Source organism: Paenibacillus sp. AN1007, from assembly GCF_040702995.1.
Taxonomy (GTDB): Bacteria; Bacillota; Bacilli; order Paenibacillales; family Paenibacillaceae; genus Paenibacillus.
Window position 1 is genome coordinate 6411430 of sequence record NZ_CP159992.1, and the last position, 14433, is coordinate 6425862.

Below are 14433 nucleotides of genomic sequence, written 5' to 3' on the forward strand. Positions count from 1 at the left end.
CGGGTGGGAGCCTTTTGTGCGGAAACAGGCTGGCGGATGCCCGGTTTGGGTGTGTCTGAAAACGCTGATGGAAGCAGATTTCAAGACACGCCTTAGTCAGATGTAAGGAGTTTTGGTGAAAATGATGAGATGGCTGCATAACTATCCAAAAGAAGTGAAGGTGTTTTTGCTTGCAAGTCTGGTGAATGCGACGGGCAGTGCCCTGATGTGGCCGCTGACAACGATGTATGTGTTTGATGAGCTTGGGCGCACGATGGCGAACGCGGGTTTTGTCATTTTGATTCAATCCCTGGGCGGTATTTTTGGACAGCTGCTTGGCGGCTCATTGTACCATCGTGTAGGGGTGAAAAAGCTGATTATCGGTTCGCTGGCACTGAATGCAGCTGGATTGTTTGCCCTGCCGTGGATCAGTGCGTACTGGGTTATCTTTATCTGCGCGATGGGCTGGATTGGCCTGTTCAGTTCGTTATCGCTGCCAGCGATACAGGCGTTTATCGGCTTTCGGTTTGCAGAACGTCGCGGAGAACTGTTTAACATTATTTATGTTGCAAACAATATCGGAGTAGCCATTGGTACGGCGCTTAGCGGATTTCTCGCTGATTTTTCATATCACTTGAGTTTTGTATTAAACGGGGTGACCTCAGCAGGCTTTGCTGTATTCTTCTGGTACTATCTGTCCCGGGCCGAACCGGAGCAGGGCGAAGTGCATCTGACGAAACGCAAAACCGTACCCGAAGGTCCGGGCATCTGGTCGCTGCTCAGCAACACCCGACTGTATCTGTTTATGAGCCTTGGTGTGCTGTTCCTCTTGTTTGGCAACTCCATCTGGAATACGGGCGTGTCACCCTATATCATCTCTGAAGGCCTGGAGAAAAGAATGTATGGTCTGCTTTGGACACTTAACGGTGTGCTGATCTTTGTCGGACAGCCGTTCACCAGTTGGGTGAAACGTACGATGGCCCGCACCTCCAGCGCGCAGATGATGGCAAGTGCCGTATTTTACGGTTTGGCTTATATTGTTATGATCACCATATACAGTTATCCGGGCATGGTGCTTGCGATGGTGTTGGCTACCTTTGGAGAGATGTTAATCTCACCTGCAGCGCCGGCTTATATATCGGAGCATGCCGGAAGAGCTGCCCCTTTCTATATAGGTATCTCGGGTGGAATTGGAGCAGTTGGACGTGTTATAGGGCCGTATGTCATGGGGGTTATGTTTGATAAACAAGGTCTCATCCCGGTGGCGTGGCTGGCAGCCGGAATGGCTGTGATTGCTCTGCTTGGATTTGTACTGCATGCTGCGCTGAACCGCAGCCGGGAGATGAAGGAGTATGGCATGGATGCATAGGAATGCGTTCTATACGAATGGACGAAATGGGTGAATTGAACGTAGTGAACCTAATCAACCTGGTCGACTCGAAAAATATAGATTCCAATGATCTCATCTCAAAATGAGATTGACAAAAAAAATTATTTATGCTATAATTTACATATATAAATCTTCCGTATATACTAAGGTTCTCCTGGCCAGGGGGAACCTTATTTTTGTTGATACGGGAGGTACATGTGATGAGCCAGAAGAAGGAATCCAGTATAACGTCTCTGATTTTAGCGTTTGCCCGAGCCTACCATGTAGAGCATGATGAACCAATCATCTTTAATGATTTTGCAGCCCGAAAGCTGATCACTCCAGAGGAGTTTGCAGCTATTGGCGAAAATATGATTCGGGGCATCGATTTCTTCCGCCCGGATGCGGACCAACAGTTCAGGGGTGACCCAGATCAAATATTAAAATGGATCACCCAAGTCCAGCTGTCACCGATCACACTGGCTCGCGCTGCCTATAGTGAACAGGTGATGCTCCAGGAAGCTGAGCTGGGCGCGAAGCAGCTGATTATTCTTGGAGCCGGTATGGACACATTTGCGATTAGACACCCGGAAATGGAGGATACGTTGGATGTATTTGAGGTGGATCTTCCGTCTGCACAGCAGTTAAAGAAAGAGCGTTTGAGGCAGGCAGAGCTGGTTATTCCACGCAATCTTCATTTTGTGCCCATGGACTTTACCCGCGATATGATTCAACCCGATGGTTGGGGCAGCCTATTCGGCAATGTGAAAACTTCGTTTACACTGCTTGGTGTTTCGTACTATTTGTCCAAAGAAGATCTCTTCCGTTTAATTCATCACGCTTTTGCAGCTCTTCCGGCTGGAAGTTCAATCGTGTTTGATTATGCAGATGAACATCTCTTCCAGGAGAAGGGCAGGTATAACCGGGTCGAAAATATGGTCAAAATGGCTGCGATGGGGGGCGAACCGATGCTGTCCTGCTTCACGTATGAGGATATGGAGCATCGGTTGGAGGAAGCAGGGCTTCTCATCTATGAGCACCTATCCCCTCAAGAGCTGCAGGAGCGGTATTTCAGTCAGCGGACAGATGATTTGGCTGCGTTCGAGACGATTCATTTTATACATGCAGTAAAAAAGTAAGATTCGACTATACATTAAAGGGGAAAAACTATATATGAGCCAACAAATGTAATATATGTTGCGGTTCTCTTCATGCTAAAAAACGCCTGGAAAGCTAGCTAGTCTCTCCAGGCGTTTGGCACTCATGATTGCTTTATTTGCGATTCTGGGCAGCACGCTCTACGATCATATCTGCCAATTCTTCAGCCTGACCCTGAATTGCAATCGGGTCAAAGTACCAATACCGATCCTCCTGCAATTCATACACCTGATTGTTTTTTACTGCGGGAAGGGACCTCCAGACGGAATCACCCTGAACATTTTTATTGTTCTCACCAACGGTCAGGAAAATATGATCACCTGCATAATCACCAACAATCTCACGTGAAATCTCTTTCCATTGGGTATCGCCCATCAGCTCTTTTCTGGTACGTTCTAGCGGGGCAAGTTCCAAAGCACGGTAAACTGCTTGTCCTCCTCGACCAAAGTTGTCTCCGTATCCATAATAACTCTTGTCCGATACTTCAAGGATCGAGAAGGTTTCCTCTGGACGGATGACCGCCTTCACCTTGGTGCGAGCGGCTTGTATCCGTTCGTCGTATGTCTTCAGCCAAGCTTCGGCTTCTTCGGATTTGTTCATGAGCTCTCCGAAGCCACGGATCTCATCTGGTACGTTTGTAAATGTACCGTAAGGAATAACTACGGTAGGTGCAATTTTTTGATAATTCTCAATCTCCTGAGCTTGGTTAGAGTAGGTAATAATCAGATCCGGATTCAAGGCAGCAACCTTTTCCATGGATACAGCATTCCGATCACCAATACTTTCTATGCCTGCTACCTGGTCCGAATAGAACGGGTTCTCGAGGTAATGTTGTACAGCACCAACGGGCTTGATACCCAGTACAAGCAGATTACTTACGTACATATCTGTAACAATACGTTGGGGTTCAGCCGGAATTTCAACATCCCCGCTTAAGGACTTGTAGATTCGTTTAGCATCCGAAGGAACCGAACCGGATGACGGATCTGTGTTGGCTTCGGAAGTTCCAGATGTGACTTCTGTTCCCGCTCCGCTACCGCAAGCGGCCAGGATCATAAGCATGGCAAGCATAAGCAGCAAGCCAGAGAATTTGTTTCTAAAAGCATACATGTACTGATTCCTCCCTATGTATAGTCCATAAATAATAATGATTATTATTCTCATTAATAACATAGAGGAAGATGTCTGATTTGTACATGGACAACGATGATCACTAAGGCATGGATAGATGTGATGTGAAATGATGCATTATGTTTTTTAGTTGCTTTACCATGGATAGAGGGTCAAAACCGTAGAACATGTCTGCATCAATTTCGTATACACAACCGTTACGAATGGCCGCAAGGCTGCTCCATGATGTTGAATTCATCTGTAAATGGACGGCTTGTTGTTCTGCAGCTTCCTCAGGATAGGCTGCAAATATGTGATCTGCTGCATACAAATGAATATCGGACAGAGGCACATGGATGTATCCGTTTGGCAGCCGCCCATCCTTGAGCATACGTGTCGGTGGTTGAAATCCAAGAGACTCATACAGAATATGAGAAGCTCTGCCCCAACTATGACCAAAGACGTATGCACCTTGTTCCCCATACAGGAATAAACATACCGCTGAACCGCGATTTTTGCCCATCAGATTGTCCAAGGTCTGATTGGCCTCCTGCACCAACTGGTGATAATGTTGAATGACAGCTTGGGCCCTGGACTCCAGTCCTGTAATTCGACCGATCTGTATAAACTGCTGCTTCCAGTCCAGTTCTTCAAACGGCATCAGAATTGTTGGCGCAATCATTCGCATTTTATCCAGAGCTGGATGAGGTGCGTAGCCGATGATTATGTCGGGATTGGCCTCCGCGATCAACTGCGGATGAGCTAACAGTTCATGCTCCGCATACTGCCTCATCTGCTGTTGTACTTGCTCATCAAGACCGGATTCCATCCAGCTCGCAACAGCTCCTATGTGGGGAATACAGCCCAGTGCCAGCAGGGAAGCCGTGTAGTTGAAGGTCAGAGAGACGATTTTCTTCGGAGTATGCCGGTAATGGGTTGGTGCTGCACCAACGATTTGTTTGAACTTGCGGCTTAGATAGAACGAATCTTTATATCCGGTCAGTCTAGCCACTTCCTGTAATGTAGGACTTCCCAACAGCAGATGTTCTTGAGACATCCTGATCCTTAAACGGGATACATACTCGACAAAGGTAAGGCCGGTATAGCGTTTAAATTCCCGCGAAAAATGTTCTGGGCTGATGTTCGAGGCTTTAGCCAGTTGCTCACGGGTCAACGGATGTGCATACATCTTATGAATATGGCGGAGTACACCATCCAGCCAAGAGTGATCTGGTTGAGAAACAAGAGCGGCTTGCTCCTGCAGCATATCCAGAAGTTGATAGAAAAGAATATGCGGTCTGAACGGATTTGCATTTTGCTCTGTCATGCATACCTGGGCCAGTTCTACTGCCTTGTCAACAATCAAGCGGCTGGATGTTGGAGCTGGGGCACCAAACGGCCAGAAGCGCTGTTGTTGATCGGTAAAATCGAAGGCGATGGCAATGCCCTGGACTGGCGATAGAGTACCTCGATAACAGTCATGCTGCAGCAGGTGGCCTGCCCGGCGAATGAATGCGGAGCCGGGAGTGAGTGTCAGTTTACCATCTGCTCCGATGAGTCTGGCCTGACCTGCGGTTATGACATATAATACATGGAGCTTGCTCCAGGATTTCTCGATATGGGCGAATGCTTCACGGTCATGAAGCTGAACGAGATGTATCAGCTTGAATGGAGCGCCAGGAATAGACTTCATGTATGGTAAGGAAACGAGCGAGGAATCTTCGTTGACTTGATCAGCAGGCTGTTTGTTTTTCATGACGTAACCTTCTCCTTATTATGATTTGGAAGAGCTGTAACACTGCATCGCACTTCTTGTACTGGTCAAATTGATAAATTTGAACTATTATGCAGTATATAATAAACAAAACTTCGTGGACAAACGATCGAAAATTGGACTTATTTCTACGAAAATTAGATAAAATGGTTGAAATCGCTATCACCAGCGACTATAATGATAATGTCGAAACGTTTCAATCTAGTATTTACGGCAGATTGACTGAAGTTTGTGCATCGAGTGATGCAGAGTTCCCATCTAAGAAGGACCGAGTTACGGGCATTGCTCCGTCTTTTCACAAGGAAAAATAAGCCTGAATTATTTTTTTGGAAACACCTCGAAACGTTTCGATTGTGCTGTAACGAGGAAGATGGCGAAGTGCAATTAACAATCTAAGCTAGAAGTGCCATAAGCGGCACGGTATATGCATCATAATGAATGATAACCATGACTGGAGCAGTGAACGGGGCTGCATGGTGTTGGTTTTTATTTAATACATGCTGTCTGATGAGATAATAAGTAATGAATGAGCTAAGCAAGAAGGGGCGAACGAGGAATGGCAACGATCAAGGATGTGGCAAAGCTGGCGGGTGTGGCGCTCTCAACTGCTTCCTATGCACTGAACGGGGACAGCAAAGTTAGTGCGAAGACCAAAGCGAAGGTGCTTGAGGCAGCACGAGAACTGAATTACCGTAAAAACGGCTTTGCCATGGATTTGAAACGGAGTCGGACCAATACCATCGCGCTGATTCTGACAGACCTGTCGGGACCATATTACTCAGAGCTGATTCGCAGTGTGCAGGATGTAGCACTGGCGAACGGGTATGATCTGATTGCCTGCAGCTCAATGGGAGGACGGGATTCAACAGCAGTTCGTTTTTTGCGTGAAAAGAGGGTGGACGGAGCCATTATACTGGCTCACAACATCCATGATGACATTCTGGTTGAGTCCGCCGGATCACGCTTCCCGATTATTGTCATGGATCGTCAGCTGTCCGGTGATCATCTGGTCAATGTGCTGGTGGATGGCGAGCAGGGCGGATACCTTGCAACCCGCCGTTTGATCAGAGGTGGTCATGAGAACATCGCTTATATCAGCGGTCCATCCAACTCCTATGATAATGCACTGCGTTACCAAGGTTTCCTGCGTGCGATGCGGGAAGCTGGACTTGAAGAGAAGTCAAAATGGCGTCTGAACGGTAATTTCGTGCGCGAGGGCGGCTTTAATGCAACCAAGATGATGATTATGCAGGGAGAGCTTCCATCAGCCGTATTTTACGGAAACGACGAGATGGCCATTGGAGGGCTGAAAGCATTTGAAGAGAGCGGTATCTCGGTGCCGGGTGACATTTCGGTCATCGGCTTCGATGACATCCAGCTGTCCGAATATGTTCATCCTCCGCTGACAACGATTCGTCAGCCCAAGCACGAGGCTGGATCACTGGCGGGGCATCTGCTGTTCCAGATGCTGAATGGAGAGAGCGTTAATCCATCCTATACGCTAACGATTGATCTGGTGGAGCGTGGTTCTGTAAGTTCTCTGCATACTGACGAGTCAGGAAAATAACGGTTGATTTCTTTATCGAGCGGCTTGAGCGCGGATCGGCGTATCTGGATACATAACAGGTGAAGCACGGTCTGTATGTGAACGTGTTGTTTGACATGACAGGGTTATCGTTGGAACGGGTCTCGCTGGGCCGGTTCAAGGGAACCCTATTCTTTTTCAATAGTATCGAAACGTTTCGATATTGAGTGGTAAACTAATTTAAGGAGTGGTAGAGAGATGGCAGCAACGATGAATGAAACGATTCGGCTGAACGCCGGAGAAGTCACATTTACTTTTTTCAACAGTGGGGATCTGGTTCAGGCTGTTTCCGGCAATACGATGCTGAATCAATTGATCAGCAACCCGATAGATGGGTCTTTGAATAATCTATACCTGCGCGTACATGAGAATGGCGAGATTACTTCCTTCCCGCTGCTCGGCGTACACTCCAACAGCAAGGTATCCACAAGCAAATCGCATGGAGACCGTCAGCTGATCTGGACAGGCCATGTGCAGCCGAAGAACGCTGCGGAAGCGATCAACTATCAGGTCGTATTTACGCTTACGCCGCAAGGCATCTGGTTCTGGGATGTGAAGATTACCGGACAACAGCAGCGTGTTGATGTGGTCTATGGACAAGATGTAGGATTGGCTGATCCGGGTGCGGTACGCAGCAATGAAGCATATCTGTCCCAGTATATTGACCATACCGTGTTTGAGGATGATGCTAAGGGGTATGTGGTATGCTCACGTCAAAACCAGCCGCAGGGAGGAGCTTTCCCCTACATGCAGCAGGGTTCCCTGACCAAATCGGTCGGTTACTCCACGGACGGCTTCCAGTTCTTTGGGCTGTCTTATAAAGAAACCAATCAGCCTGAAAGTCTGACCCGCCCAACACTGGCAAACGAAACGTACCAGTACGAGTTTGCTTATACTGCACTGCAATCCGAGCTGCTGGAACTAAATGGTGAGGCGCAGGTTGTATTCTATGGATTGGCGAAGGCTAGCCATGCATCGGCTATTACCGCACTGGAGTTCGGGGATGAAGTTGCAGCGGCATGGAATGAAGTGAAGACTCTGAATGCAGAACCGGGTGAAGTATTCGAACAGGTGAAGCGTTCCTCATCTCTGGGTGGGCCGCTGGCCGCACTCGATCTGACGCAGGAAGAGATTAACCAGCTGTATCCCGACCGTCACCAGGAAGAACGCAGCGGGGATCAGCTCCTGTCCTTCTTCACGAATTCTTATGAGCATATCGTATTGAAAGCCAAAGAACTGCTGGTGGAGCGTCCACACGGACATATTCTGATGAGCGGCGGCAATGTCAAACTGGGCGCGCAGGTTATTACTACGACATCGTATATGTACGGAATGTTTAACTCGCAGCTTGTTATCGGCAACACTAATTTTAACAAAATGATCAGTAATGCCCGCAATGCTTTGAACGTACCAAAAACGGCTGGACAACGCATCTATGTAGAGATCGACGGGCAATATCGTCTGCTGACGATGCCTTCCCTGTTCGAGATTGGGTTTAACTATGCGCGCTGGATTTATAAAATGGAGTCCGATACACTCATCGTAACGAATTATACAACGACGCATTCTACGGAAGTACGCATGAATGTACGTTCTACAAGTGGAAAAGCCTATCGTTACCTGGTAACGAACCAGATTACGATGAATGTGAATGAGTACGAGTACCCGCTGCACATGACACAGGAAGGCAGCACGCTGACTTTCAAAGCTGACCCGCAATCTTTGAGTGCTGGAACATATCCAGAGCTGGAGTACCGCATGACGGTTGAAGGTGCTTCTGTACAAGCTGGGGACGAAACGCTGCTCGCCAGCGGTGTTCGCAGCGGCTCGGCCTCCCTTGTAACCCTTAGCTTGGAAGAAAGTGCGGCATGGACGCTGAAGGTTCAGGGTGTCCTGGAAGATCAGGCTGCTGCAGGTACTGAAGCTGCGGCTCCGAGCCTTTCTTTTGAAGAAGAAGTGCATGCGTATCGTGAGTTCTTTGCAGGGGTTATGAACGGGTTCCGTTTGTCCCGCGGCGAGAGCCAGGATGCGGAAGACTTGTTCAAAGTCAACGCGCTTGCTTGGTGGTATACGCACAACATGCTGGTGCATTACTCTGTACCTCACGGTCTGGAGCAGTACGGCGGCGCTGCATGGGGTACCCGTGATGTGTGTCAGGGTCCGGTGGAATACTTCATGGCGACTCAAAAATATGAGCAGGTTCGCGATATCATCAAAATGGTGTATACGCACCAATACAAGGATGACGGCAACTGGCCGCAGTGGTTTATGTTCGATAAATACTTTGCGATTCAGCAGGAAGAGAGCCATGGCGATATCATCGTATGGCCGCTGAAAGTACTGGCAGACTACCTGACTGCAACTCGCGACTATGCGATTCTGGAAGAGAAAGTGCCTTACACGGTTAAGCATAGCTTTGGATTCACAGAAGAGACAGCAACGGTACTGGATCATGCGAAAAAAGAGATCGAGTACATCCGTGCACACTTCCTGCACGATACGTTCCTGTCCTCCTATGGAGATGGAGACTGGGATGATACCCTTCAGCCAGCCAATGCACAGCTCAAGCAGTACATGGTGAGCAGCTGGACCGTAGCTTTGACGTATCAGTCCGTGAACGTGCTGTCACAGGCATTGAAATCCACGGATGGAGCTTTTGCACAGGAGCTTGCCCAACTCGCAGAGGGTATCCGCGAAGACTTCAATCGTTACATGCTGGGCACAGATGTGATTCCGGGCTTTGTGTACATGGAAGAGGCGGATCAGGCGAAGCTGATGCTGCATCCGACAGACACGGAGACAGGCATTCAATACCGCCTGCTGCCGATGACACGAAGCATGATCGGAGAACTGCTGAACGCAGAACAGGCCGAAGCACACTATGCACTCATTCGTGAGCAGTTCCTGTGCCCGGATGGCGTGCGTCTAATGAACCGTCCTGCACAATATGCGGGGGGTGTGAGCACTCACTTCAAACGTGCAGAGCAGGCATCCAACTTCGGACGGGAGATCGGTTTGCAGTATGTGCACGCCCACATTCGCTACGTGGAAGCGATGGCGAAGCTCGGTAAAACGGATCAAGTCTGGAATGGTCTGGCGATGATTAACCCGGTAGGAATCAGCGAGGTTGTGCCTAACGCAGAGATTCGCCAAGCGAATGCGTACTTCAGCAGTTCGGACGGCAAGTTCAACACCCGCTACGAAGCACAGGAACATTTTGACCAGCTCCGTAAAGGTACAGTACAGGTGAAAGGCGGATGGAGAATCTACTCCAGCGGCCCTGGAATCTACATGAACCAGCTGATCTCGAATGCACTGGGTATTCGTCAGGAAGGCGGCAATCTGGTCATCGACCCGGTACTGCCAGCTGAGCTGGACGGCATGCAGTTTGAATTCGAATATGCAGGCAAGCCGGTGACATTTATCTACCACCTGACTGAGGGGACTGTCAGCCGTGTAGCGGTGAACGGCAGCGATATTCAAGGCGAGCGCACAGCGAACCGTTATCGTCAAGGCGGGGTATGCATCACGCTGGATGCGTTCAAACAGGCAAGCAGCACCGCAGAGCGCACGATTGTTGATATTTATATGTAAGAGTTTTTCGCAAAAGGTTTACCAAGACCAGCACAGGAAGAACAGAATTAACTGTCTCTTGTGACATATTGAACTACAGCACCCCTTAGCATATTTAGGATATTTGTTATATCCAATTGCTGCTAAGGGGTGTATTTTTGTTTATATCAACTGCCTGAACGTTTAATATCTCACCTTAATGAATCGAAACTAACATATATAACTGAGGAGGTTAATCATTGGGATCGTACTGGGAAGATCGATTTCAGACAGAAGGGAAAGTTTGGGGAGAAACCCCCAGTGTAATTACAACCAAAGTCATTTCGTCTTTTCGGCAAAGAGGCGTGAAACAAGTGCTGGTCCTGGGGGCTGGATATGGGCGAAACACGAAGGAATTGGCAAAATATTTCAAGGTTGACGGCATAGAGGTATCTGGAGCTGCGGTTAAACTTGCAAGGGAATGGGATACCCATTCGAATGTTATCCATGCTTCTGTGCTGGATGTTAAACTGCCTCAGAAGTATGATGCTGTTTTCTGTTATAACCTTCTCCATTTGTTTAAGCGGCAGGAACGAAACGTGATTATAGACAAATGCAGCGAGTTTCTTCGGAAGGGCGGATCTGGATTTTTCACCGTATTCTCGGACGAAGACAGCAGCTGCGGAAAAGGAAGCCTGCTTGAGCCGAATACATACGAGTATAAACAAGGGAAGTTTGCTCATTTTTTTAATGAGCTGGACTTAAGCCACCACTTCGCAAACTACACCATCCTGGATACCGGTTCATTCCGAGAACAGCTTCACTATGCTCATGAGCATAGTACCTGGATTGATTTGAGATATGTTAGCTTTCTCAAGGACTAACAGCATATAGCCGATATATGCTGCTTGAATATCGCTTAACGCACTGGAACTGCAAGCAGTGTGTGCAGCAGCTCATTATGCCGCATATGCTTGATCTGGCAGCCTTGTTGAGTCAACCAGACGCACAGTTCGTCCAGCAATGGGAAATGACGCTCGCGCAGAGCCTGCAGCTGTTCCGCATTCCCGGCGGTTTCGGCAAGCTTTACATAGGTATCACGGTGCTCATGATTCGTAAACATCAGATCGGTAAGACAAATTCTGCCCATGGGCGTGGTCTTGAGAACGCGCTGCATTTCTTCCAATGCCAGCTGCTGCTGATCTGGACTCAGATGATGGAAGGCAAAGCTGGAAACGACAAAATCAAAAGATTGATCGGCAAACGGAAGTGCCAGGAAGTTACCAAGCTTTACGTGCATCTGTGGATATTTCCTGCGGCACGTGCGCAGCATCTCCCGTGACTGATCGATTCCGGTCATGACTGCACCCTTATCCAGCATTCTCCCGGCCAGATTGCCCGTCCCGGTTCCTATATCTAATCCGTATTCCCCAATTGCAGGAGAGGTCCATTGGACGGCCTGTTCCAGGGCTTCATCATAATTATGATATAGGTTGAAAGGCTTGTCCGCTTTTGTCCACGCTGTCTGCACCCGCTGATCATGGATGGCTGCTTGTCTATCATAATTCCAGCGATCATGCCAGTTCTGCCGTGCTTCTCGCAGACGGCGCGCACTGCCTGCCAGATTATGCAGATGGCTGACCTTCAGCGGTCCACCCTGACGATTCAGTTCAATCATACGCTGGGTCGTATCCATCATGCGTTTCAACTCTACCCACTGAGCATACATAACTGCCTGCTGCAGCTCGAGATATTCCTCCAGTCCCTGCTGGTTTCCCTGATCAATCTCGGCAAGTGCATGATGAATATCCTGCAGGGACATGCCGATCTCGCGCAGCGCTGCAATGGTCTGCAGTCGCCAAATATCATTTTCCGAATAGGTACGGTAGCCGTTACCCGTCTGTTTGGCAGGCTGGACCAACCCTTTTTCTTCATAAAAGCGAACAGCTCTTGCCGATATTCCGAGCCGGGACGCGGCCTCTTTGATATTCAATCCGGGTGCACCTCCTTGCTTCATGGAACCTGTATTATATACAATCACAATGAAATCAGTATAAACGATGACGTTACGGCAAGGTGAAGTGTTTTTTATGGGTCATTTCGATTTGGCTGATCTGGAGAACACCATGTATAAGTAACTTAGATGATCTCATTTTCATGGTTTGGTTATATGGGTGCGGAATTTAAGTCCATGCGTTGGCTATGCTACAATAGATAGCAGCATAAGGCACATCAAAAGATAGCGTAATGAGGTCAAGAAAAAGGATATTTCAATGAGGCAAAACAAAAAAAATATTGAATGAAATATACGAAAGGTTGAATCGGCATGCTCACCAGTCATACGTATGATATTCGTCCTTCCGAGCTTAAGGATGCGAGCCAGTTAATGGAGCTGGATATGCTGGTTTGGAACGCGTCCACTTCGCCTGCACCGATGCAGTGGCGTTCCAGACAGCAGTATTTACAGTACTGCCCGCCGGGAAACCAATTGATTGCGGTGCAGGAGGATCGGGTGTGCGGATATGTGGGCTTTCATCCCCCCACAGGAATGCCTGTGAACCGCCATGTTTATGAGATTCATATTGCAGTTCACCCCGAGTTCCGCCGCTCCGGCGTGGCGACAGCTTTGATGGAAGCGATGAAAGAGCACGCACTGGGGCAGGGAATACGCAAGCTCAGGCTGCGTGTACTGTCAAGCAATCCGGGAGCGGTCGCCTTCTATGAGCAGTGCGGTTTTATAACGGAGGGCAGACTCGTATCCGAATTTCGAATCGAAGGCAGAGATGTGGATGATATTTTAATGGCCTATTTTATTGGATCATAGACGGTCAGCCTGTTATAGGTGATGCATCAGATACAGCAAAGAATTGGCAAAGGGAGGAATTACGATGGATATGGGACTTCGCGGTAAAAAAGCACTGGTGCTGGCCTCCAGCCGGGGCCTGGGCAAAGCGGTGGCAGCACAGCTGGCACTCGAGGGCGCCGATGTCATGCTGGCCAGCCGGAGCGAGGACAAGCTCGCCGCGGTAAAAGAAGAACTGCTCGCCCTTGGCGGCGGTGGACGTGTCGAATATGCCGCCACAGATGTAACCCGCAAAGAGGACATTGCAGCACTTATTCAGAAAACAGCTGAACAATTTGGACAGATCGACATTCTGGTCAACAATTCGGGCGGTCCGCCTTCCGGTACGTTTGAGTCTCTGACAGACGAAGACTGGGAGCATGCGTTTGAGCTGAATATGCTCAGCTATGTCAGACTGATTCGAGGTGTACTTCCGTATATGAAGAAAAATGGAGGTCATATCGTCAACATTGCTTCCACTTCGGTCAAGCAGCCGATCCCGGGTCTGATACTGTCGAATACGTTCCGTACCGGTGTGTTTGGCCTTGCCAAAACGCTCTCTCAGGAGCTTGCACCTTATGGCATTTTAATCAACACCGTTGCTCCTGGCCGCATCGCAACAGATCGGATTCGTGAGCTGGATACGGCGCGGGCTGAACAAAATGGGGTCAGTGAAGACGAGATTGCCGAGCAGTTCCGTAAGGAAATTCCGCTGGGGCGCTACGGTCAGCCGGAGGAATTTGCCAAAGCGGTAGTGTTCCTGTTATCCGGGGCTAATTCTTACATTACCGGAACTTCGCTGATTGTGGATGGCGGCATGGTGCGTGCTCTCTAAATGTTATACGGCTTAGTAATAATTAAAGGTCCCTCCTTCACCGCTGTAAACAGCGTGAGAAGGAGGGACTTGGCATGGATATGGAAACGATGGAAACGATCTTTTGGCGTTCCAAAGATAAATGGATATTTCTCTTATGCTCTGCTTGCATACGTTTATTGTTCCTGCTTGCCCGAAATCGAAGCAGGTGACGTGAGCTTATTTATACCGTTGTATCAGACGCCAATGG

General features: G+C 48.6%; 10 protein-coding genes. 7 read left to right on the top strand and 3 right to left on the bottom strand.

The genetic code is table 11. The features are described from left to right. Positions 1 to 124: 124 nt before the first annotated feature. Together ABXS70_RS28730 and ABXS70_RS28735 are read left to right on the top strand one after the other, a co-directional pair. Positions 125 to 1348, top strand: a complete 1224-nt coding sequence (locus ABXS70_RS28730; RefSeq protein WP_342556462.1) for an MFS transporter — start codon at positions 125 to 127, stop codon at positions 1346 to 1348. Between the two features lie 221 nt (positions 1349 to 1569). After that, the gene (locus tag ABXS70_RS28735; RefSeq protein WP_366292827.1) at positions 1570 to 2487 is read left to right on the top strand and encodes an SAM-dependent methyltransferase; all 918 of its coding nucleotides are present in this window, start codon (positions 1570 to 1572) and stop codon (positions 2485 to 2487) included. A gap of 133 nt (positions 2488 to 2620) precedes the next feature. Here the strand turns inward: ABXS70_RS28735 and ABXS70_RS28740 are convergent, their stop codons facing one another. Together ABXS70_RS28740 and ABXS70_RS28745 are read right to left on the bottom strand one after the other, a co-directional pair. Continuing rightward, positions 2621 to 3616 (bottom strand): ABC transporter substrate-binding protein, encoded by a 996-nt coding sequence (locus ABXS70_RS28740; RefSeq protein WP_342553137.1) that lies wholly within the window; start codon positions 3614 to 3616, stop codon positions 2621 to 2623. A 103-nt stretch (positions 3617 to 3719) separates the two neighbouring features. After that, positions 3720 to 5372 carry an AraC family transcriptional regulator gene (locus ABXS70_RS28745; RefSeq protein ID WP_342553136.1) on the bottom strand — a complete coding sequence of 551 codons (1653 nt, stop codon included), beginning with the start codon at positions 5370 to 5372 and terminating at the stop codon, positions 3720 to 3722. A 574-nt stretch (positions 5373 to 5946) separates the two neighbouring features. On the opposite strand from ABXS70_RS28745, the gene ABXS70_RS28750 reads away from it, so the two are divergent. The 3 genes from ABXS70_RS28750 to ABXS70_RS28760 all read left to right on the top strand — a co-directional run bounded on the left by ABXS70_RS28750 (position 5947) and on the right by ABXS70_RS28760 (position 11411). Continuing rightward, positions 5947 to 6957 carry a LacI family DNA-binding transcriptional regulator gene (locus ABXS70_RS28750; protein WP_366292830.1) on the top strand — a complete coding sequence of 337 codons (1011 nt, stop codon included), beginning with the start codon at positions 5947 to 5949 and terminating at the stop codon, positions 6955 to 6957. A 216-nt stretch (positions 6958 to 7173) separates the two neighbouring features. Further along, complete coding sequence (locus ABXS70_RS28755) at positions 7174 to 10569, top strand: cellobiose phosphorylase (protein WP_366292833.1); 3396 nt, start codon at positions 7174 to 7176, stop codon at positions 10567 to 10569. 218 nt (positions 10570 to 10787) lie between these two features. Then, entirely contained in the window at positions 10788 to 11411 is a 624-nt protein-coding gene (locus ABXS70_RS28760; protein WP_366292836.1) for a class I SAM-dependent methyltransferase, read from the top strand. Positions 11412 to 11446: 35 nt separating this feature from the next. Here ABXS70_RS28760 and ABXS70_RS28765 read toward each other — a convergent pair whose 3' ends face one another. Beyond that, positions 11447 to 12520: a methyltransferase domain-containing protein gene (locus ABXS70_RS28765; RefSeq protein ID WP_342553132.1), complete on the bottom strand. Its 1074-nt coding sequence runs from the start codon at positions 12518 to 12520 to the stop codon at positions 11447 to 11449. A gap of 333 nt (positions 12521 to 12853) precedes the next feature. Between ABXS70_RS28765 and ABXS70_RS28770 the strand changes: the two genes are divergently transcribed. Next, positions 12854 to 13351, top strand: a complete 498-nt coding sequence (locus ABXS70_RS28770; RefSeq protein ID WP_342553131.1) for a GNAT family N-acetyltransferase — start codon at positions 12854 to 12856, stop codon at positions 13349 to 13351. Positions 13352 to 13415: 64 nt separating this feature from the next. Continuing rightward, positions 13416 to 14204: an SDR family oxidoreductase gene (locus ABXS70_RS28775; RefSeq protein ID WP_342553130.1), complete on the top strand. Its 789-nt coding sequence runs from the start codon at positions 13416 to 13418 to the stop codon at positions 14202 to 14204. Positions 14205 to 14433 lie beyond the last annotated feature (229 nt).

Coding starts and splice junctions, on each gene's coding strand:
- ABXS70_RS28730 (WP_342556462.1), top strand. CDS start 125: ATGAGATGGCTGCATAACTATCCAAAAGAAGTGAAGGTGTTTTTGCTT.
- ABXS70_RS28735 (WP_366292827.1), top strand. CDS start 1,570: ATGAGCCAGAAGAAGGAATCCAGTATAACGTCTCTGATTTTAGCGTTT.
- ABXS70_RS28740 (WP_342553137.1), bottom strand. CDS start 3,616: ATGTATGCTTTTAGAAACAAATTCTCTGGCTTGCTGCTTATGCTTGCC.
- ABXS70_RS28745 (WP_342553136.1), bottom strand. CDS start 5,372: ATGAAAAACAAACAGCCTGCTGATCAAGTCAACGAAGATTCCTCGCTC.
- ABXS70_RS28750 (WP_366292830.1), top strand. CDS start 5,947: ATGGCAACGATCAAGGATGTGGCAAAGCTGGCGGGTGTGGCGCTCTCA.
- ABXS70_RS28755 (WP_366292833.1), top strand. CDS start 7,174: ATGGCAGCAACGATGAATGAAACGATTCGGCTGAACGCCGGAGAAGTC.
- ABXS70_RS28770 (WP_342553131.1), top strand. CDS start 12,854: ATGCTCACCAGTCATACGTATGATATTCGTCCTTCCGAGCTTAAGGAT.
- ABXS70_RS28775 (WP_342553130.1), top strand. CDS start 13,416: ATGGATATGGGACTTCGCGGTAAAAAAGCACTGGTGCTGGCCTCCAGC.